Consider the following 19,776-nt stretch of genomic DNA (forward strand, 5'->3'; position numbering starts at 1 on the left):
CGCCGCTGAAATGAAACACCCGCCATCATCGGCGGGTTTTTCGTTTGTGCTGTTGTGGTTTCAATAGCCCACGAAGTAATACGCCTGGCGCCCGACCATCATGGTCTTGTGGACTTTCAGCGGGGCGGCGGGTTCGCTGTCTCCCGAGATCACGGCGATGTTCGATGGCGAGGCGCTGAGGAAATCCTTCAATTGCGCATCGGTGTCCAGGCCCTTGAGGACGCTCCGGGTATAGAACACGCTGGCGCCGCCGACACGTTCGTTGGCTTGAAACAGTGCGACCTGACTGCCGCTCGCTTGCAGCGACTGGATGTGTTCGGTCAGCGGCAGGAACGACAGGTGTTTATCGGCGTTCGGCAGTGCCCATTGCGCGGCGCCAAGGTAGCTGGCGATGACCACCGTCAGTATCCCCGCCGCCACTGTCTGACGATGACGGGCGATTCGTCCGACAAAACCATTCTTGTGATCCTTCAACCTGTCGAACAGCACGCCCGCATATTCCGCTGCAATTACTGCCGCTGCGGGCGTCATCGACATCAGGTATACCGTGCGTTTGCTCGAAGCCAGGGTCAGCAGGATGAACTGCGCGATGATCCACAGGCTGAAAAACAGCAGGTAACGGTTGGCCTTCAGTTCCTTGCGAAAATGCCACAGGCCCAGGTACACCAGAATGTTCCAGGGCAGGAACGCCTGCGGCAGTTTGGCGATGTAATAGTAGAACGGCTCGTAGTGCCCGGCTTCGACGAACGATCCGCTGAAACGTCCTACGCTGTTGGTCAGCAACACTTCGCTGACCGCCTGGACGCCGCCGCGCTGATACAACACGGCGAGCCAGATCATCAGCGGGATCAGGCCGAGCAGTGTCAGCAAACCCGGACGCAGCCAGTCCGTCAGTTTGAAGCGCTTGTCCATCAGATTGTCGGCCAGCAGATAAGCGAAAATCACCACACCGGGCATCGCCAGGCCGAGCACGCCTTTGCTCAGCGTGGCGATGGCGATCCCGGCTACAAACAGCAACGAATTGGCTGAAGTCGGTGCTCGCTGCGCCTGGAAGAACGCCAACAGCGCCGTGGTCACACCGAGGGCGAGCAACGCATCCTCGCCGACGCCGCGCACGTTGCTCCAGTAGCTGGCCATGGTCGCCAGCAGAATCCCCGCCGTCCAGGCGATGGCTTTCGGGCGTTCGAAGCGACGCAACATGGCGTACAGCAGCATCACGCTGAGCAACCCGGCCACCGCCGACGCCAGTCGCACTGCCCAGGGCGAGACGCCGAAAATACGCATGGCGCCGGCATCCAGCCACAGGCTCAGTGGCGGTTTTTCCAGAAAGGGCTCGCCGAACAGACGCGGCGTCACCCAGTCGTTGTCCAAGTGCATTTCCATCGCAATGCCCGCAACCCGGGCCTCGGTGGAACCTTGCAGTTGATGGTTGCCGAGGGCGAAAAAGAACAGCAGGGCGGCAAGCAGAAGCAGGGAAGAGGCGGCACGCGACATGGGTTCAGGCAACCGGAAGTGAGCGGAAACCCGAGCTTACGCGGCCAATCCTTAATAATTTGTGAACGTCAGGACAGCGGTCGTGACCAGCGTTGCTCCGGCGTTTCGAAACGCGGATTGACCCGCGCCGTCAGCACATGATCCTGCCAGCGCCCGGCAATGTTCAGGTACGCCTTGGCGTAACCTTCACGCTCGAACCCGAGGCGCTCCAGCAACCGGGCGCTGCGTTCATTGCCGGGAACGTAGTTGGCCATGATCCGGTGCAGGTTCTGGGTCTCAAACATGTAAGCGATGGCCGCCTCCAGCGCTTCCTGCATCAACCCCTTGCCCTGATGCGCCTCGTCGATGTGATAACCCAGATAACACGCCTGGAATGCACCGCGGATGATGCCGCTGAAATTGCAGGCACCGATCATCTGCTCACCATCCGGGGTCAGCAGCGCCATATGCACCGCGAGCCCGGCTTCGAAGGCACTGGCCTGTATTTCAAGGCGCCGGCGGATCTGTTCGGTGGAGAAATAGTCGGTGGTACGGATCGGCGACCACGGGGCGAGATGGCGTTGATTGCGCTGGTAGAACGCGCTTTCCAGCGGCGCTTGATCGGGGTCGAGCACCGCGAGCGTCAGGCGTTGACAGGGCAGGGTCAGCAGCGGCATCGGGTGCTCCGGGTCTCGGGATTGATCACCAGAATTGCCCGGCAGGCAGGAAAACACAAATCGCCGCCAGATTCCGGGCAAAAAAAAGCCCGCAGGAGCGCGGGCGAACCGTAGTTTCTTGAATGAGCGAGCGGACTGTACAGCTTTGGCGGAAGCAGAGCAGTGAAGAAAAATTCATCTCGCTGCACCTTCGTTCAAGACGCCAGGTCCCCTGATTTCGGCTCTTTCAAGAGGGTCAGTGGCAGATAACCGGCTTCGAATCGGCCGCCTGCTGCAGTGGGTCAAGCTTGCTCAGGGCGCTGCTGACCAGCATCTCCGCCAACCCCGCCAACTGATGCATCGCAACGATCCGCGCACGTTGCACCTCATCCGGTCGGTGGACGAGATCATGGGCCATCATATTGAGTGCCGCGAGATTCTGGCTGGCGTGGGTCAACAGCTTGACCAGGTCGACGTCGGGACGCACGCTGAAGATCTGATCGACCGGAAGAAGCCGGGAATCGCGCCTGCGGGCAACGGTAATGGGGCGTTCGGAAGTCGAGATCGTCCTGGACTCGGTAACCGGGGAATTTTCGGATGGATCGTGGGTATCTTTTTTCATGACCGGACTCCATGTGAGGGGTGATCCTTGCGCTTCGGCGGGGTAGTGCCGTTCACCTTTTTGTTGCGAGGGGTGGAGGGTAACCGGGTGGGGGCGGGGGGGCTAGTTCATGGAAGTCGACGCGGGTTGAGGGAAATTTCCTAGGATGCTCACGGGAGAGGATCGGAGCTTGCTCTCCGGACATGAATCCCCAGATGCAACAAGGCCCGCACTTGGCGGGCCTTGTCGTTGAGAGTTGGGCCGGGGGCATTTGAACCGGTTGCATAAGGCTCTGTATATGTTGGGCTTGGATGGTTTTGAAGAAATCTGGGATACAGGATGGGATACACGGTCGGTGATGCTCCACTGAAGAAAAACATTGCCTGAAGGTATCAGGTGGTTCTATCAACGACCTAGACGCGTAGAAAGGAACTCCATAATGAATCTATTCGGTTACCTAAAGAGTTTCTCGACGAAGCGACTCCTTGGCCCCAGAAAGTCAGCCAAACGATTCGGAGGTTACTTGCCCTTGTTTTCACAAAACATTGCGAAGAAGTCGTTTTTTAAGCTGTCCCATGAGGTTATGCTTTATTGCAACCAGGTCCGCCAGCCTCGTGGAGCGTTCGGCCCCATCGGCTCATAAACGGATTTTAAGAAACCGACCCTGCCGAAGATCAGACAATGACCAAAGAATCTGCTATAAAAAATATTGTTGACTCAATCAGTAAAGAGGAGTTAGTTGTTGTAGTAGGGACAGGTCTGAGCATTTCTTTGACAAGTAATTTATATAGTCAATTGTCCTGGATTGGATTAATTGAAAGTGGGTTTGTTTTCGGGGGCGAGAAAGGCAAGATTACGGATGCTCAAATTGAATCCTGGAGTGATCAATTACACTCATCAGATATAGAAGACGTTTTATGTGCTGCAGAGTTCGTAGGTCGTAAATTGGGGGCGCCAACTGGTGAACTATACGCTCGTTGGCTGAACAATTCATTTGACGCTGTTTCCCCTAACGATGATGCGGTTGTAGATTCAGTAAAAGCCATTTCAAGCTTGGGTGTGCCTATATGTACATTGAATTATGACTCATTGCTAGAAAAGGTCACTGGGCTTCCCGCTATTACACTGTCAGACACGCGAAAAACAACGGCTTGGATGAGAAGGGAGGAGCAAGGGATCTTGCATCTTCATGGCCATTGGCAGCAACCTGAAACATGCGTACTAGGAATTCGAGATTACGAAAAAACTCTTAATAATGAGACGCGCGATCTTTTTCAAAGACATCTAGGGGCATTTAAGCGCTTGCTGTTTATAGGATGCGGTGACACCTTTTCCGATCCAAATTTTACTGCTCTCATTACGTGGCTAAGGACTCAGTTTGGAGCATCTACACTTCAGCACTATGCATTGGTGAATGAGCAGCAATGTAAGATCAGGAATGCTGATTCATCTTGGCATGGTTTTGTAGATCCTCTAAGTTATGGTAGCGCATATTCAGATATGCCAGTTTTCCTGAATGAGTTGTTTAAAAGCGTTAAAGTATCAACTATTCCAATAAAGGCCGATGCTAAAAAAGCAGTGAAAAGTGAGAAGGATCGCAAGCTTATTCAAAATTATAAAGACTTTCTCGTAAGAGATTGTGGTCAGATGACCATTGAAGGCGTTAACGCCGATATGGACACGGCACAGCGCCGGTTTGATCTTGAGAAGCTCTTTGTTCCATTAGAATTAATGCCCTGTCCACCAGATATTTCTCTGGATGATCCATTACGTCCAGCCAAGCTTCTCAACTGGAAAAGAAAAAATAAAGAGGTTCAATCCTTTGGTGATGTATTCAAGAATTCAAAAGGATTGGCACTGCTGGCTCTTCCTGGTGGGGGCAAAAGCCTGCTATTAAAGAGGCTTGCGGTGGCGTATGCAAGTCCGGAGCGAAGGTCAAAGAGTAAAGACAATCTACCGGATCTTGATTTGATTCCTGTTCTAATAAAATGTCGAGAATGGCGAGACCACATAAAGCTTCCCATTGCGACATTGTTGAAAAGCTTGCCCGATATTACCGGACAACCGGATCTCGAGGGGTTGAGCGGCGCTCTAATTCCAGTGTTAAAGCAAGGGAAAATTCTTTTGTTGGTTGACGGGTTAGATGAAATTCATGATGACGGAGATCGAACAGTTTTTGTCGAAAATCTTCGTTCTTTTTTGGATCAATTCCCAGATATTAAGTTGGTAGTTACTAGCCGCGAAGCTGGTTTTAGTTTGGTGGCACCTTATTTGGCCTCATGCTGTGAGCAGTGGAGGGTAGCTCCATTAAGCTCTAACGCGATATTGTTGCTATGCCGCCACTGGCACAAATTGATGGTTGGAAGCTCTCCCGAGGCACTTGAAGAAGCAGAGTCGCTAGGTGAAATACTCACTTCAAATATGGGGCTGAGAAGGTTGGCGGAAAATCCACTTTTGTTGACAATGCTTCTCGTGGTCAAACATGGTGCAGGCAGGCTTCCTCCTGATAGGGTTCGTTTGTACAGTAGAGCCGTTGAAGTTCTTCTTGATACTTGGAATATCAAAGGTCACGATGCGCTAGATACTAAAGAAGCAATTCCTCAGCTTTCATATATTGCATTCGAACTTATGAGTGCAGGGCAGCAAACTGCGACCGAAGAGGAACTCCTTAGGCTTCTTGAGAAAGCGAGAGAAAATGTACCGCAAATCAAGCGATATGCTAAGGATACCCCTTATCAGTTTTTAAAAAGGGTGGAGCTTCGATCTAGTTTGTTGCTAGAGGCTGGGAGACAAGTTGAAAATGGACGCGCAGTTCCTTTCTATCAATTTAGGCATTTGACTTTTCAAGAGTATTTGGCAGCTCTGGCGATAGTCGATGGTAACTATGATGGCTATGATTCTAAAACACCGCTTATAAAGCCAATCAGCGACCGATTGGTTTCTGATGAGTGGAAAGAAGTTATACCCATGACAGCAGTTCTGGCAGGGAAAAGGGCCGATTCCATAATAAAGGCTTTGGTGCACAAAGCCAATTTAATGAAGCGTAGAATGGATGCTGGAAAGGGCTTTGCTGGTAAAAAAGAGTGGTTAAGTCATCCGAATACTTTGCCTGGAGCTGTAGCTAGGTTAGTGCAAAGTCTTGTTGAGGAAGCAGAAGCGGGCCCTGAGACACTTACAGAAGCTCTAAGGCAAATTTCATATTTTGCACGTGGATGCAAATCAGGATTAGATTGGAGAGCTTTGTGTCGTGGACCATATGCTGGTGAACTTCTGCATCAGGCTTGGCTTCTATATAAAGGTCTTGATACACCAAAAGATGCTTGGGTCCGAAACAGTTACGCTTGCTTTGCTGCTTACAGGCAACCTACGAGTCATTGGCTAAGCGCAACGGGGCAGAACGAAATATTTGATCTGCTAAATAGTTCCGACAGCGAAAAAGTCTGTCTAGGTCTTATGACTACTGTTGGCGTCTTATGGAATGGATCAATTCGTCGACGAAAAAATAGCGCCGTAGTAGATGATCGAATGAAGCCAAAAATTGAAGCACTGATTTTTGACGATAATTCGGCTGTGGCGCATGTAGCATTATGGACTTGGAGTTTGAGTCTACACAATGCTGAATCCGCAGGAGTTGTGCGTGTTGAATTGCTTGAGTTTTTCTTGAGGAACTATTTGGAGCTTAATTTAGAAGAAGAAACCAACTTGTTTGCCTTTGCGTTGCATAGTTGTCTAGGGCTTCAGCGTGGAAATTGGGCTCCGAAACTTACTGATGAGCAAGTAAGTCGCTTAAGATCAGTAAATATGGGCAAGCCAGGCGATCCAAATAATAAAAATGCAAGTGCAGCATTAGTCATCGCGTTTCATGCTGGGAACGTTTGGGGTGATTCTGAACTTGTATTAAAGATAGGAGAGTATAGGGACTACTCTCTTAAGTATGGTGGAGGCAGAGAGTTAGAGCGTATTGATTTGATGCTATCTCAGATTGAGCCCTACGGAGTGCGCTATTTAGAAGTTTTGGCGGAAAAGGAGGCTCATGAAGAACTTCCAGAGGTTGACTTCATTGGTGAAGAGGACCTTGAAGAGGTTTTAGAAAGCTGATGCTTTCTAGGTAGTGTGATTGGGTAAGGTTAGTGTGGCTTCTATAGTCGCACTAATCGCTATAATTATAATAATTTTATCTGAGTGCTAAGGACGCCGAGATACCTGAGCTAGTACCTTTCCAAGGTCGTTTCGCACGGCTCCTATAAATGCAAATATTCCAACTGGAGCGATTTTTATTAACCTGTGATCTTCTTCGATGAGCCCGGTCAGTGTGATTCGACAAATTTTAAGCCATCCAGGGTGTTCTTTTTGTGCTTCATATTTTATAGCTATTGCTAGTGATTCACTTTCCACAAGCGTGACAAGGGCCATCTGCGAAATATAAACATTGTCACTAAGTGTTAGCTTGTAGTGAGCGCTTCCTGCTGGGCTTATTCTTACAAGGGTTTCATCGTTTAAAGTTTTTTCAGAAGGATCGTAACACTCTATCAGACCCTTTCCAAAAAGCCTGTCCATGAAGTGGCGAAAAGTTTCGCGAGGGATTAATAACGCCGAAAATATCGACCATAGCTCTGATGTTCTAACAAATTTGTCTCTCGTATTTGATGCATGTTCGTCAGTGTTCATAAGGAATCTAAGGATGTAAAGCGCCATGAAGGGGGATGAGGCAGTTCCAGGTGGCCTGGCAAAGAGATTGAACAGAAAGCTGTGCTTGTCCTCATCAAATAGAGATCCCTTCTGTAAAATTAATGCATTTAAAAGCGCCGTGCGTTTTAGATTAGTCTCGCCTCTCGCAACGTAGAGTCGGAGAAGCTGTTCTAATCCTATCCATGGTGACGAAAGTAGTGATCCTGCAAGTTCTAAGCTTCGCCTTACATCGTAGTTGCATAATCTGCCTATCAAAATGGTTACATCTGAACTCGATACAAATATTGCTTCTACCGTAGCGCAGAATGATTCCAAATCGCTGATTTCTAACTTCCAGCCTTGACCCACAGTGCCACTGAATTTCTTACCTGCAGAGCCGGCGAGTGCCGGTGTTGCTCTCAACACGTCAAGGCGCTTGGCAAATACTTCTTTTAAACTAGGTACTGGCAAAAAGAATGCCCGTGAATGAAGGCTTTGAAGTGGGCCGGCTTTTGTAAGTGACCATACTGTTGTGTCTGTAACAGGACATACGAGGAACGAAGCAACGCTGCTAGAGATACCTATTGCGTATTGGAAAACCGAGTCTTGCATATTTCTAGGAAGATGGTCGACATTGTCAATAATCAGTACTGGTAGTCGTTTGCGTCCGGCCAAGGCGTTTTTCAAAAGAGCTAGTAGGTATTCTCTTGGTTGAGTGTTTCTCAAGTGGCGGAGCTCTTCTCCAAATTTTTGTCTAAAAGCTTCTTTGTCTCTAATGTATAGCGGGGCTAGTTCTCCCACGCGCATTCTTTTATAGCGATTCCAGAATGCTCCTCTCAATTCATCAAATGTTGGTGTTGATGACCCAAATAATGCGCGTTCAGCTTGATCTATTAGGCTGTTGGAGAGCCAGTCTGTTAAATGTTTTTGCGAACCTTCAATCTTAAGTAGATTCACACTAAGTATAATTGTCTGGTCTTTGGTCGTTTTTGGTACGATTTTTTGAAAAAATCTTTGTAGGAAGGTGGTTTTTCCGGAACCTTTGTTTCCAACTAGAAGTACAAACTCACCAGATTTTAATTCTACTGAACTTTCGAGCAGTGCCTGCAGCTCTTCGGGTTCCGCGCTGTCGATTTGCTGGACTCTTCTCACCCTTCCAAGTAACTCTTCTAGAATTTTTTCGAATGCAATATCTGTTTCTTCACTCGATTTTGTTTCAACGAAGCAGTCAACTAAGACGTCAAGTGAATGGTTGCTCATTTTAATAAATGAGCTGCGGAATATTTCTTCGAGCGCGTATCCAAGTTCACTGCTGGCTGGCATTCGCTTGTAACTTCGGTCAAATGCCTTGAAGTAGTTTGTTGAGATGGGCGATACACCACTTTCTTTTTCTTTGATATAGGAAAATAAACGCCCTTCTTCTAGTCCTGCATCTGAGAAAAACTCATAAAATCTGGACCAGTTCTGTACAAGTGAATGGATGTTCGGAAAGACTACAGCAAGTCCTTCCAAAGGAGATAATCCATCAGCTCTAGATGCTAAAAAACCAATCCATTGGCGGCCGTTTGTAACAATCCCGATAGGTGATCCAAGTTTCGCAGCATAACGCAAAGCTTGCTCGATGCCTTCTTGAGCTTTGCTAAGGGCTGAGCTTGAAAGCGGTAGTACTGAAAGTTCTGCTTGATTGGATGAAACTAAATCAATAGTGTCGCGTTTTGCTTCTAGTATCATCCTGCATCTTAGCCCTTTCACTAGTGCATAGTCCGCATATCCAGCGCCGGAAATGTAGGGTTCCGCGCGTACTGAATCACGTTTCCAATCTAGCTCTATCGTTAGTAGAGAGTTGATAACGTGAAATCTTGTTTGAGCTTCATTGTCATCAATTTCCAAAGCGGTTCGATAGGATTCTAACCGTTCTAATAGTCCGAGTTCCTTTGATGCAGATAGCGCAAGCACGTCCATGATTTTCTCCTTGGATATGAAAATACGCTTGGAAATGGCCAGATTCCTAAATTACATCATGCTTAGTTTGGGCTTATGTATTGGCATAGCAGCGCGCAAATCACTTCATTGAGTTATAGGTCAGCGCCCTGCACTGTCAATGTCGCGTTTGGGATGGATATGGAAAGACGGACATTCACGTAGAAATCTCAGCTAGAGGAAACTCGCGAGTCTGATAACCCGTGTAGGGGGCCCCCCTTTGGGAGGACCCGTAAAATCTGCCGTGTCGGGTGCGCAGGCTGCGATGAAGTCAGGGCAGACCTTCGAAGATCCGGAGCTACCTGCCGCGTCCCTTCTCGCTGAAGGTTCACGCTGTGAAAAGGGGCGAGGGGGAATGCTAATGCGGAGGTGTGCAAATACAGGTGTTCCGTGTGTTCCATGTGTTCCAGCTTTACTGGAGGCCACGTCGTTCAAGGCTTTCAGAGGTGGAACACCAAATGCGAACAACCGGAACACCAGTTGCGCGGAACACGTTTGGTGTTCCGCGAATGCTGTTCCGGTTGGAGGGGAGAGCATCACCGCCTTCCGCGGCGATGCATAGATGGTCACGCAGCCAGTAGCTGCTCGATAGAGATCGCGTTTGCCTTCTCACGGATTTCACTTTGGCTAATGTGTTGCCGACCCATAGGCGCCTGCAATGGCAGGTACAGATCCTGCAGCGAGCTATAACGGCCCAGTGCTTTTTCGGCGGCGGACAACTGTGCTGCAACGTTTACAAAGTCCTGAGCGGCTTTGTCCAGGCGGTCGGCCCAGAGGAAGCGAACTGCTCGTAGCTGGTCTTGGCGCAGATCGGTCAAGTGCTGTTTGGTGACGGTGATAGTTTCATTGAGCTTTTCGACTTCGGCCGTCAAGGCATTCACAACCGTTGCCACTCCGCGCTTACCGCGTGTCGCCAGCGTCAGGGCCTCTGATGCCTGCTTGAGAAGCTTCTCCGCTCGTTGTTCGTCCGCGTCGTCTCCTTCACTCAATGCCGCTGCATAACCGGCTGCCGCTTGTTGCTCAGCAGACTGAGCTTTCTCAATTTCGGTGCGTTTTTCGTTCTCCAGTTTCTGAAGCTTGGTTGAAAGCTTTGCACGCTTATCCTGCAGCTTTTGGAGATCTGTCTGCGCTTGGCTGATTTCCTTCTGGGCCTTTTTGATATTGGTGTTCGCGAATCGCACACCGTCTTCCCACTCAATCAGAATTTGTAGCCGCTTAATCTCGGACGTGTGCGCCTCAATCGCCGTTTTGACGTTGTTGTAAGCGTCAACAATTTCATGCGGGTATTCGGGCCTACCGGCGCGGCTTCGTGCGAATGCCTTTTTAGCTTCTTGGGCATTTTCTCGTAGGCTCGGTAACTGCTTTTTGAGTTGTTCGATGTCGATTTGATGTTGCTTGAGTTGCTTCTGATATTCGCTCATTTGAAAATTTCCGTATCTTAAATTGATGGTTCGTTCGGTTTGGTTTGGGCGGGCCAGACCCATAGCGGCCGGCTCTCCCTCGTGATGCCTCAGCCTCAAGCGGCTTCGGTTTCAGAGGAGAGGAGAGCGTTGGCATGTACCACGTAGGCTCTAGTTTTGGCCAAGCCGGGAAGCCGCACAGACTGCGCAGCACGGCCTTCTGCACTGGCTTCCAAAATTCCGCGTTCGATCAGTTCACGATTGACCAAGGTGAGGCTCATGCCCTTGAAAACTTCCGCTCTCCACGCGGTTGGTAGGAAGTAGTAGGTAACAAGCGTGTAAACACCGTCGCCCATACCGTGTTCAACCGTTCGCCGGAAGCCGAGTCGGTCGGCGGTTCGTGGAGCGTGATCGTCGGTTTTGGCCGCGAGCCCGTCCCAGCGGGTGAAGCGGCTTTCACCGAATCGCTCAATGACCTGTTGCAGTCGGCTCACGATGGCGTCACCTTCCATGTTCCCGGCGCCACCTCGTTCTTCGAGCCAAGCGTTCAGGCAAACCTGAGCTGCTGTGGTGGCGGTGCCTTCCGGCCAGCCGGTCACGCCCAGTGCTGTCGCCAGCTCACCAGCAGCAGCGGCAAGGCCGAAACGAGCAGCAGCTCGGTGTGCTTGTCCACTGGCCGACGCAGGTAGCGCGTTGGCGATAAAGCGCTCAACAGTGCGACGCAAGATGGCTGTCCAGCCGAGCATTTCGCCGGGCTTACACAGCGCCGACAGGAAGGCAGTCAGTGGCGTGCCGTAGTACTTGGCTACGCGAGCCTTGAGGGCGTCTGACAGGGCGGCGGCGTCTTCGAAACCGCTCAATACGTCGAACATTCCCAGGCCTTTGCTCGCGTCCGCAGGTACGGCCAGCATTCGGATCTCCATCCCCGCTTTGAGCTCTTTATTGGCGTCGGCCATGTGCTGCGCGAGCGTCTTCTCACCGGTCGAGAGGAATAACAACCGCCATTCCTGCACCTGTCGGCCAGCTTGTCCTCTGTCATTAGCGCGAGCCTTGCCCGTGCCATTGCCGAGCATGTACACCGTTTCTCCGATGATGCGCGGATCGCACATACCGATTTCGTCGAGTACCAGTACGCCGTCTGAGTGCGCAGCGGCAATGGACTCCAAAGCGTTATCTGTCGAACGCCATGACCGGACCAGTCGAGGCCCGCCGTAAATCGACGCGGCGACTTGCAGGTGTGTCGTCTTACCGCCGGAGCTATCGCCATAAAGGTGGAAGCCGCCTGATTCGTGACCCAGCAAGTGCAACAGCGGCCCGGCAAAGGCCACGCTGACGACGAACGCCAAGCGATGGTTGCCAACGCACAGCGCTCCGATTTGTTGCTGCCATTGCTCCAGCGTCCCGGCCTCGCTGATCGGAGGAAGCTGAGCACCGGAGTCGCAGAAAAACAGGTGTTCGTGACTGTTGCCGATCTGCTGATCAGGCAGCAGGTACGCAGGTCCATGCCATCCAAGGCGAGTGACCAAACGCGCCCGCTCGTTGCTGTCGAAACCTTGCAGATAGCTTTGAAGATCGTTGCGCGCATTACGGCCTGATCGAGTACCAGGTAAGCGCAATCCCATGTCCACAAGTGGCCCTAAAACATCCTTGCCAAAATCTCCTGTCATGTTGCGGGCGGGAATATTCCAGCGTTTTTTTGCTCCGTCTGGGTCGTCGAACTCAACCAGCAATCCCCAGTTGTGACCCTTATCGTCACGGGTACGAGCGAGGATCTCTAAGGATGAGCAGACCGGTCGCGACTCACCATCATCGCCGGTATAGAACACGCCTTCGGGGGCCAATCTAAAGCCTGCGGGAAGCAAGTCGGTTTTTGATTTTGCCGGTTGCTTCGCTGCGATTTTCGGTTCTGCGGGCTCGTCAAACGATTCATCAGTAGGAGAGACGAAAAGACTGCCGTCGCGCTCCAGCTCCGCGACGTGCGCCGCCGTCCAGCCCTTAACGAGCGCGTCGGCAGCATCGTCCCCGTCGTCCCACTTGCCACCTTTGGTAAACGCGGCGCGGTCGTTTTTCAGCGTCGGCTTGCGTTTGAACACCTCCAGCGCGATGACTCGGACCGAAGCTGCGCCAACTTCACGCAGCTTTTCGGCTACGGTAGCCATGCAGGCTTTACCGCTGTCGTCGTTGTCCGGCCACAGCAAAACGTCGCGTCCCTTGAGCGTCGTCAGGTCGACTTTGTGCCAGGAGTTGGAGCCGTTCGGCCAGCAGGTGGCCACGTAGTCCGGCAACAGGTCGGCGGCGGCATCGGCTGCTTTCTCGCCTTCGCACAGAACCACCGGTGCGTCAGCGCGCTGGGCCAGCTCATCAAGGCGCAGCAGCGGTCGTGGATCCGGCAGGCCCTGCCAGCGCCATTGCTTTATTTGGCTATCAGCGCGCTGACACCACGTGAGGGGCGCGAAGACTTTCTTCGGCTTGCCGTCTTCATCGGGGCCGAGATCAAAGCGATACAGCGCCATAAGGGGTTGCCCCTGCTCGTCTCGGTAGATCCACACCTTGGAGGGCACGCCGTGTTCACGGTGCTTTACGGGGCATTTCTTCATGGCCTCGGTGGGGATCGGCTGGATGGCATTCCATGCCGGGGCCTTAGGCTTGCTCGGGATGGTCTTGGTCTTGGCGGCTCCGGGCGCAACGTTCAGCCAGTCCGCTAGTTTGTGGCAGGCTTCAACGTCGGTGCCGCCGTCCAGATAGCGCACCAAATCGATCATGTCGCCGCCTTTGTCGCCGGTGGCGAAGTCGGCCCAGGTGCCCTTGCTTAAATTTACCTTGAGCGATCCGGCGCGCTTGTCGCTGCGGGTTGGATTGGGGGCGGTGTATTCCTTGCCGCCATCCACGCGCTTGCCGTTGGGCAGCCAGTTCGACAAGACACGCTCAATATCTTTCAGCGCGGCGGTTTTCACGTCGGCAAAGCTTGGGCGTTTAGCGTTGTTCGATCGCTGACTCATGGCTCAGCCCTCGGCAGAAACAGCGCGTCGTTGATGTCGTCGATCAGCGCTTTGGCCATCTCGCCCAGGTACAGGGCGGGCCAGCTGAAGCGCTCGCCGTTATCACTCATGGCGGCGTCGAAATTGAGTTGATTCGCGTGATGCTGAAGCAACGACACCATCTCTAGTGCGTCTTCGACCGGAACACCGGCATTGACGCGAAACAGCTTCAGGTCAGTGGTGTTAACGCGGGAAAAGGTGGCGTGACCTAGGGTGGTGGAGGTGGTCATAGCGCACCGCCTTTCTGCACCGCAGGTGTTGAGGTGGTGTCGCCGTGCATGGCCAGCGTTTTGATCAGGCCGAGGGTGCCACGCACGTCCCAGAGGACAGCGGCGATGACGTGATTTGCAAGGCGCGAGGAATCGTTTTCGAAGTGATCCTCTAGCAGCGTGAGTACCGAGTCAGCGCGGTCGATGGCGCAGGTAATAGCATCGATGGGCACGCCGGCTTCAGCGGTTGGATTCACGCAGAGCAGATCTTCGGGCAGGGCGAAACTCAGAGCGTTATTCATTGGGCACCGCCTGCGGCTTCGAGAGCGCGAGCTTTGGCCATGTGTGCGTTGTAGCGTGCGAGACGAGTAGCAAGACTGGAGTTGGCGTGTAGAGCGGCGAGAGCCATTGCACGGTGTGCAGCGGCGCGATTTTTGGACGGAATGAGGGCGTGCATGGGTGAGGCTCCTACTTTCAGACTGGAGCCGCCACCGTCCTTCCTACGGGATTGGGTGGCAGCTGTGCGCGGGGTAGGAATACCGGGATAGTAGGCACCCGGCCAGGCCGAAGCCTGCCCACACACAGCCGCCATAACACGATACTGCGGGCGAAAAAAAACGCCTGCAGTTGTGATCTGGGCGCTGATGCGCCTACTAATTCTCGGGTTCCTACGCCCGGTCGCTGAATTTGCAGCGACGGCGGCAGGATAACTCCGAGTTTTTACGAGCGCAACCAGCACGAAGCCTTGCGCATTTTTTTGATGCGACATAAATTGACCGGGCATAAAGATTGATCTCAAACGCCCCCGGTTGCCGCCGGGGGCGTTTTCGTTTCAGGCGTGGGCTTCCCAGCGCAGGTTGAGCAGGGGCAGGAAGCCGTCATCGAGCATTGAGCGGGCGTCTTCGTAGGCTTCCGTTTGCTGGCCTTCGTCGACGATCACCGCACCGATGTTTTCGCAGTGGAGCGCGAGGGCGCACCAGGTGCCGTCGGCCCAGCTAAGTACGCTGACAACGCGGCCCTGTTTTTCCTGTCGGCTGCGATGGCGCTCGAGGCGCTGCATCGTGGCGGATGAAAAACCAATGCGGCGCAGAACTGAAAAGGGATGCATCAACGCTTGAGTGGCAACGGATCGGCTCATGCTGCCTCCTGCACATTCGCAAACAATGGGGGCGGAGTTTCACCTTTGAGCCACGCGGCAATCTTGCTGTCTTCTGCGCAGCGACGACGGTGCCGCTCGGCGAGCACATTGCGCCTTTCGTTCAGGCACGTTTCCATGTATTGCGTGAGATCGGACGTAATGCGTAGGTCTGCGTAGAGCCGTTCGTTGATGATCTTCTCTTGCTCAATGTCCTTTTCAACGAGCTGGCTCCAGACTTGAGGGTCATTCGAGTAGCCGTCCTTCTGATCGATCAGCCAGTAGGTGACCCAGTTGTTGAGTGCGAATTGACTTAGCCCAGCACGGCGGCCTTCTTTCATCGCGAAATGACCATGGCCATGAACACTGGAAAACTCGCGGCGTATAGCGTGTTTGCGGATGATCTCTGGCAGTTCCCAGGCATTGGGAGTGAGCGGTAAAACGAGGCCGTCAGGATTGAAAAAGAACGCCTCTTTTTCTTCACCGTTCCAGCTTACGCCGGCGATGGTGCGATGCCGCCAATTGATGCCGCCTTGATCGTAGAGCTGAAAGCCGACGCTGTAGGAGTCGTGGAAGGGCCCTTTGAATGGGCAGTAATTACGCTTCATGCGGCCACCTCATCACGGGCTTCAATGCGACCACGTGCCCACGCTTGGACTTCGGACAAAACCCAGGCGACCGGGGCGCCGCGAGCATTGCTGTTCGTGAGCTTTACGGTTTTTGGAAAACCACTTTCAGGCTCATTCATCAGCTTGTAGATAGTCGGGCGGGCGAGACCGACGATACTCATAACCTCGCCAATTCGGATGAGCGTCAGTGATGGGTCAATTGGCGAAGAGTCGTTTGCAGAGGTGTGTAGACGAGAGGTTTTCATTTCTCGTTCCTCGCAGTTACGGCAGCGCTGTGCGTGCGGCTTTCCAGCCACGTCGACACATCTTTAGGGCGATAACGTACGCGGCTTCCGACTTTTACATACGGCAGCGGATTACGGCGCGAACTGCGCCAGGCGGCGAGCGTGCGATGCGACAGTCCCAGAGTGGCGGCCACTTGATCGGGGGTGAGTAAATCAGTTGCAGAGGGGGAGAGCGGGACGATTGATTGAAGCGTTGCGGCAGTCATTTAGCGTTTCCTGTAGTCGTGGAGAGTTACAGGGCTAACGTTAAATACGGAGGTGGAAATGAACGGTGGTTCATTTCCAGTTTTCTACGAAAAAATTCCAGCCTCTACCAAAATATTGCCGAGCTGCTTTCTGGAAAGTTTTCTACTAGTACCGGGTTCCTTTAAAGCGGTGTCGGTTTGCAGAATGATATCCAGTGCTTCTTTTTTCGATCTGCCGCTGTCGCGTAGTCGTTTGCCATAGCGGCGGATGTTTTCATTGCGATCTAGAGTGGCTTCATTGCGGCTCAGCCCCGAATTTTTGCCTGCTTTACTTGCGTTGGCAAAGATCCGCGCCCTCTCGCAGCTGCTCAATACTGGCGAGTCATACATCCTGGCAAGGATGAGGTACTCGCGAGCCGTGCCCATCAAATTCGCAACTGACTCCCTTGTCTCAATTTCGATAGGAAATAGCTCAGAACGTATCTCTCGCAAAAGCGCTTTGTAGCTTTGTGGGTCGTCTTTGAACATTGCAATTACGTTCGAGCGCCCGCCAACGTACAGGCTTTCGTCAACGTCCCTTAGCCAGCGGACGAGCTCCTCGAAGGCGCGGCATGCATGGTCTGTTGCCAATGCAGCGACATATTGGGAGTTGCTAACAGATAGGACAGACAGATCTCCGATCACCCAGCGGATGGTGTAGGCGAGGTCATCCTGAAACAGCTCAATGCGCTGGTGAATGCTGTAGGAGTGTCGTCTGACTGACCCTAGAACACGCAGTGCGTCTGTTGACCATTCTTCATCGTCGTTACGATGTGCCGCCCAATGCTGCTCACTGTCTTCTATCAGTTTCACAATGTCATCGATGCGCTCTTCAAACTCGCTGTAAAGCGCCAAGTTTTGGAGCGTCTCGATGTGTTCCCACCCTTCGCCATCGATGGGTACATTGAGATAGAACTTGTTACTCATTCCTACCCCCTCGCCCCATAGCTGGGACCGAAAGAATGCGCATATTTGCGCCCGGCGAAGCTTGGGGGCCGCCAGGGCTGTTTAGATCCGAGCTGTTGCTGATTTTGGAACACCTTTTGTGTTCCATCGCCCATGTGTTCCAACTGCAGGCCGTTTGTGTTCCATCGCTGAGAGCCTCGAAATTAAAGGCTTTCAGCAGTGGCGGAACACATGGAACACTCGGAACACCGTTTTTTATGGATTCAGGGGGCGCGTAGTTGCGGTGCCTTGGCGAACTGCCCATGTACCACATTTCCTTTTTCCAGACTGTCCAGAAAATCGGCATACCACTGCATCATTGCCGTGCGAGATTTCAGGTAAATTGCCTTGTTATATACACCTGCAACACCTTCCTTAACATGAGAAAGCTGAGCCTCGATGTGGTTTTCTTCAAAACCATGTTCGTTGAGGATCGTGCTGGCGATATGTCGGAAACCGTGGCCTGTCTGTCTGCCTTCGTAACCGAGGCGCCTCAGCGCCATCAAGAAGACGGTGTTAGATCTAGGCTTGGTTGAATCGCTGCGCCCTGGGAAAAGAAGCTGATAGTGACCGGTGAGGTTTTGAAGCAGCAGCAGCTGTTCAATCGCTTGATGAGGCAGAGGCACTAGATGTTCACGCCGACGCTTCATTCGTTCTGAAGGTATAGTCCAAAGCGCTTTACCTAAATCGAATTCTGTCCACCTGGCTTCACGAAGTTCAGAGGGGCGACATGCGAGCATGGATAGAAGGTGCAGGCCTATACGGATGTCCGGTGCGCTTGGATATGAGCGTATTGCTCTTAGAAGGGGAGGCAGCTCTTCTAGGGATACATGCGCGTAGTTTTCAACAGGCTTGGTTTGCAGGAATTTGTGCAGACCCTCCAGTGGGTTATGAGTTGCTCTGCCGGTCACACGAGCGAGGTCGTATATCTCTCGGCACATGCCCCGAACACGGCTGGTTTGCTCGATTATTCCTTTGCGCTCCATCGAGCGTAGAAACTCCATCCATTCCATCGGTAGGATTTCTTGGTAAATGCGTTTACCGAAGATAGGAAAAACGTGCAGCTCCAACGCTCCGATGGTTCTAACCGCCGTTCCGTCAGTCCAATTTTTACGTTTAGATGCGTACCACTCACGCGCAAGACGCTCGAATGTACTGTTGGTGGCTTCGAGCTCTGCTGCTTTTCTGGCGCGCTTGGTTGCCATGGGATTGCTTCCATTCGCAGCGTCTGCCCGCAGCTCTGCGGCTTTCTGTCGGGCTAGAGAACCGCTTACCTCCGGATAACTGCCTAGTCCCAACCAAGACCACTTCCCGTCCGGCTTTTTATAACGAAACTGCCATGACTTGTTGCCGTCCGACCGAACTCGCAGGTAAAGGCTATTGCCATCGTGTTCGCGGTACTCCTTCATTTCAGGCTCAAGCGTCGCTATGACCGTGTCAGCCAAGGGGCGACGCTTGATGTCACTACGTTTCATTGCTATGTACCCCTCAGTTTCAATTTTCATCCGTGGTACAGGTGAGGATACATGGAGCTTTAGGATAGGGGTAGATTGAGATGGATATCCAGAAACAAGAAAGCCCGCATAAGGCGGGCTTCTTGAGGTGTTTCGTAGACTGTCTGAAACATGTCTAGATCGCTATTTGGTGGAGCCGGGGGGATTTGAACCCCCGTCCGCCAGTACTCCGCTGTCGGTACTACATGCGTAGCCGTGTCTATTAAGTTAACCCTCAGCGACCCGACGGGCAGGGTGCTTTGGGCGAGTTGTGTAAGTTTTAGCCGCTTCGTCCACAACGTACTGCACGGCGATTCTGTTCTATATGACAATCATTTTGGGTTTACAGACATCCCCTGATGATTGCTGGACCCGAAGGTACCAGGAGTGCATGTCAGCTGCAATTAAGCAGCGAGAGCAGCACCGTATTGGTCGTCATTGGCAACTATAAGAAGTTGCAACAGTGGATTTACGACTTCTGTTACCAAGTCGGCATGCACCTAGAGTTTCGCAACCGGCGTCGAATCCTAAACGGCCCCGAGCCTGGTGCTCTGTGTATCTTGTGAGCAACAAGCCTGCGCAGTGTACGCCAAACGGCTCACAAGGCCAACCCGAAGGTTGGCCTGAGCTTCGATCAGTTGTTGGTTCCGCTGGTTTTGCGGAGTTCCAGAATGGTTTGCTGGGTTTCAGCCACGCATTCGTCGATCTTGCCCTGGGCCTTGAGCGCCTGGGCCTTCTGCACACTGGCTTCTACCCGTTGATTCAGATCGGGCGATGCCATTGCCTGCGCCTTGGCGTTGTTGATGGTTTGCAGATTGGCATCGCACAAATCGGCGGGCTTGTCGGCGGCGAACGAAGCAGACGCCATCATCGAGGCAGTAACGAACAGACCTAACAGTACAGAACGTTTCATATGAATCTCCTTGAACTGAGGGATCCAGACTTCGCTGGCCGTCAGGACGGGCAACCGAATGGAGGACAAGCCCCGATTGTTCGGGGCCTGTTCTGTGGACTGCGGTCGCTCGCAAGGGTTCTATTTTT

At 52.5% G+C, this 19,776-nt stretch carries 16 protein-coding genes and 1 other RNA gene; 1 reads left to right on the plus strand and 16 read right to left on the minus strand.

Going from position 1 to position 19,776, the window contains the following annotated elements; translation table 11 throughout:
• Positions 1-60 precede the first annotated feature (60 nt).
• From N8H71_RS15190 to N8H71_RS15200, 3 genes are all read right to left on the minus strand, one after another.
• Positions 61-1,494, minus strand: coding sequence for an ArnT family glycosyltransferase (locus tag N8H71_RS15190; protein WP_262194623.1), 1,434 nt, complete (start codon positions 1,492-1,494; stop codon positions 61-63).
• Positions 1,495-1,562: 68 nt separating this feature from the next.
• A complete protein-coding gene (gene rimJ, locus N8H71_RS15195; protein WP_262194624.1) occupies positions 1,563-2,150 on the minus strand; it encodes a ribosomal protein S5-alanine N-acetyltransferase in 588 nt (195 codons plus the stop codon).
• Between the two features lie 235 nt (positions 2,151-2,385).
• On the minus strand, positions 2,386-2,751 hold the full coding sequence (locus N8H71_RS15200) for a DUF6124 family protein (RefSeq protein WP_262194626.1): 366 nt from the start codon (positions 2,749-2,751) through the stop codon (positions 2,386-2,388).
• Positions 2,752-3,411: 660 nt separating this feature from the next.
• Between N8H71_RS15200 and N8H71_RS15205 the strand changes: the two genes are divergently transcribed.
• Entirely contained in the window at positions 3,412-6,828 is a 3,417-nt protein-coding gene (locus N8H71_RS15205; RefSeq protein WP_262194627.1) for an SIR2 family protein, read from the plus strand.
• A gap of 87 nt (positions 6,829-6,915) precedes the next feature.
• Here the strand turns inward: N8H71_RS15205 and N8H71_RS15210 are convergent, their stop codons facing one another.
• From N8H71_RS15210 to N8H71_RS15270, 13 genes are all read right to left on the minus strand, one after another.
• Positions 6,916-9,360, minus strand: coding sequence for an AAA family ATPase (locus N8H71_RS15210; protein WP_262194628.1), 2,445 nt, complete (start codon positions 9,358-9,360; stop codon positions 6,916-6,918).
• A 584-nt stretch (positions 9,361-9,944) separates the two neighbouring features.
• Positions 9,945-10,799 carry a hypothetical protein gene (locus N8H71_RS15215; protein WP_262194629.1) on the minus strand — a complete coding sequence of 285 codons (855 nt, stop codon included), beginning with the start codon at positions 10,797-10,799 and terminating at the stop codon, positions 9,945-9,947.
• A 95-nt stretch (positions 10,800-10,894) separates the two neighbouring features.
• Positions 10,895-13,777, minus strand: a complete 2,883-nt coding sequence (locus tag N8H71_RS15220) for a DUF927 domain-containing protein (RefSeq protein WP_262194630.1) — start codon at positions 13,775-13,777, stop codon at positions 10,895-10,897.
• Positions 13,774-14,046, minus strand: coding sequence for a DUF3077 domain-containing protein (locus N8H71_RS15225; protein WP_207867125.1), 273 nt, complete (start codon positions 14,044-14,046; stop codon positions 13,774-13,776). Before N8H71_RS15225 ends, N8H71_RS15220 begins: the two co-directional genes overlap by 4 nt.
• On the minus strand, positions 14,043-14,327 hold the full coding sequence (locus tag N8H71_RS15230) for a hypothetical protein (RefSeq protein ID WP_207867126.1): 285 nt from the start codon (positions 14,325-14,327) through the stop codon (positions 14,043-14,045). The genes N8H71_RS15225 and N8H71_RS15230 overlap by 4 nt, the downstream gene beginning before the upstream one ends.
• Positions 14,328-14,857: 530 nt before the next feature.
• Complete coding sequence (locus tag N8H71_RS15235) at positions 14,858-15,163, minus strand: hypothetical protein (protein WP_262194631.1); 306 nt, start codon at positions 15,161-15,163, stop codon at positions 14,858-14,860.
• Positions 15,160-15,768, minus strand: a complete 609-nt coding sequence (locus N8H71_RS15240; RefSeq protein ID WP_262194632.1) for a hypothetical protein — start codon at positions 15,766-15,768, stop codon at positions 15,160-15,162. The genes N8H71_RS15235 and N8H71_RS15240 overlap by 4 nt, the downstream gene beginning before the upstream one ends.
• The gene (locus N8H71_RS15245) at positions 15,765-16,034 is read right to left on the minus strand and encodes a helix-turn-helix transcriptional regulator (RefSeq protein ID WP_262194633.1); all 270 of its coding nucleotides are present in this window, start codon (positions 16,032-16,034) and stop codon (positions 15,765-15,767) included. The genes N8H71_RS15240 and N8H71_RS15245 overlap by 4 nt, the downstream gene beginning before the upstream one ends.
• The gene (locus N8H71_RS15250) at positions 16,031-16,279 is read right to left on the minus strand and encodes a helix-turn-helix domain-containing protein (RefSeq protein ID WP_262194634.1); all 249 of its coding nucleotides are present in this window, start codon (positions 16,277-16,279) and stop codon (positions 16,031-16,033) included. Before N8H71_RS15250 ends, N8H71_RS15245 begins: the two co-directional genes overlap by 4 nt.
• Positions 16,280-16,363: 84 nt before the next feature.
• Positions 16,364-17,224 carry a hypothetical protein gene (locus N8H71_RS15255; protein ID WP_262194635.1) on the minus strand — a complete coding sequence of 287 codons (861 nt, stop codon included), beginning with the start codon at positions 17,222-17,224 and terminating at the stop codon, positions 16,364-16,366.
• A 242-nt stretch (positions 17,225-17,466) separates the two neighbouring features.
• Positions 17,467-18,717: a tyrosine-type recombinase/integrase gene (locus tag N8H71_RS15260; RefSeq protein ID WP_262194636.1), complete on the minus strand. Its 1,251-nt coding sequence runs from the start codon at positions 18,715-18,717 to the stop codon at positions 17,467-17,469.
• 167 nt (positions 18,718-18,884) lie between these two features.
• Positions 18,885-19,274: a transfer-messenger RNA gene (ssrA, locus tag N8H71_RS15265) on the minus strand.
• A gap of 95 nt (positions 19,275-19,369) precedes the next feature.
• Positions 19,370-19,648, minus strand: coding sequence for a hypothetical protein (locus N8H71_RS15270; RefSeq protein WP_262158329.1), 279 nt, complete (start codon positions 19,646-19,648; stop codon positions 19,370-19,372).
• Positions 19,649-19,776 lie beyond the last annotated feature (128 nt).

The sequence above is a fragment of the Pseudomonas koreensis genome (assembly GCF_025447595.1).
Classification (GTDB): domain Bacteria; phylum Pseudomonadota; class Gammaproteobacteria; order Pseudomonadales; family Pseudomonadaceae; genus Aquipseudomonas; species Aquipseudomonas koreensis_H.

Bases quoted from the DNA above. Each gene is read 5' to 3' on its own strand.
- N8H71_RS15190 (WP_262194623.1), bottom strand. From the start codon at position 1,494: ATGTCGCGTGCCGCCTCTTCCCTGCTTCTGCTTGCCGCCCTGCTGTTC.
- rimJ (WP_262194624.1), bottom strand. From the start codon at position 2,150: ATGCCGCTGCTGACCCTGCCCTGTCAACGCCTGACGCTCGCGGTGCTC.
- N8H71_RS15200 (WP_262194626.1), bottom strand. From the start codon at position 2,751: ATGAAAAAAGATACCCACGATCCATCCGAAAATTCCCCGGTTACCGAG.
- N8H71_RS15205 (WP_262194627.1), top strand. From the start codon at position 3,412: ATGACCAAAGAATCTGCTATAAAAAATATTGTTGACTCAATCAGTAAA.
- N8H71_RS15210 (WP_262194628.1), bottom strand. From the start codon at position 9,360: ATGGACGTGCTTGCGCTATCTGCATCAAAGGAACTCGGACTATTAGAA.
- N8H71_RS15215 (WP_262194629.1), bottom strand. From the start codon at position 10,799: ATGAGCGAATATCAGAAGCAACTCAAGCAACATCAAATCGACATCGAA.
- N8H71_RS15220 (WP_262194630.1), bottom strand. From the start codon at position 13,777: ATGAGTCAGCGATCGAACAACGCTAAACGCCCAAGCTTTGCCGACGTG.
- N8H71_RS15225 (WP_207867125.1), bottom strand. From the start codon at position 14,046: ATGACCACCTCCACCACCCTAGGTCACGCCACCTTTTCCCGCGTTAAC.
- N8H71_RS15230 (WP_207867126.1), bottom strand. From the start codon at position 14,327: ATGAATAACGCTCTGAGTTTCGCCCTGCCCGAAGATCTGCTCTGCGTG.
- N8H71_RS15235 (WP_262194631.1), bottom strand. From the start codon at position 15,163: ATGAGCCGATCCGTTGCCACTCAAGCGTTGATGCATCCCTTTTCAGTT.
- N8H71_RS15240 (WP_262194632.1), bottom strand. From the start codon at position 15,768: ATGAAGCGTAATTACTGCCCATTCAAAGGGCCCTTCCACGACTCCTAC.
- N8H71_RS15245 (WP_262194633.1), bottom strand. From the start codon at position 16,034: ATGAAAACCTCTCGTCTACACACCTCTGCAAACGACTCTTCGCCAATT.
- N8H71_RS15250 (WP_262194634.1), bottom strand. From the start codon at position 16,279: ATGACTGCCGCAACGCTTCAATCAATCGTCCCGCTCTCCCCCTCTGCA.
- N8H71_RS15255 (WP_262194635.1), bottom strand. From the start codon at position 17,224: ATGAGTAACAAGTTCTATCTCAATGTACCCATCGATGGCGAAGGGTGG.
- N8H71_RS15260 (WP_262194636.1), bottom strand. From the start codon at position 18,717: ATGAAACGTAGTGACATCAAGCGTCGCCCCTTGGCTGACACGGTCATA.
- N8H71_RS15270 (WP_262158329.1), bottom strand. From the start codon at position 19,648: ATGAAACGTTCTGTACTGTTAGGTCTGTTCGTTACTGCCTCGATGATG.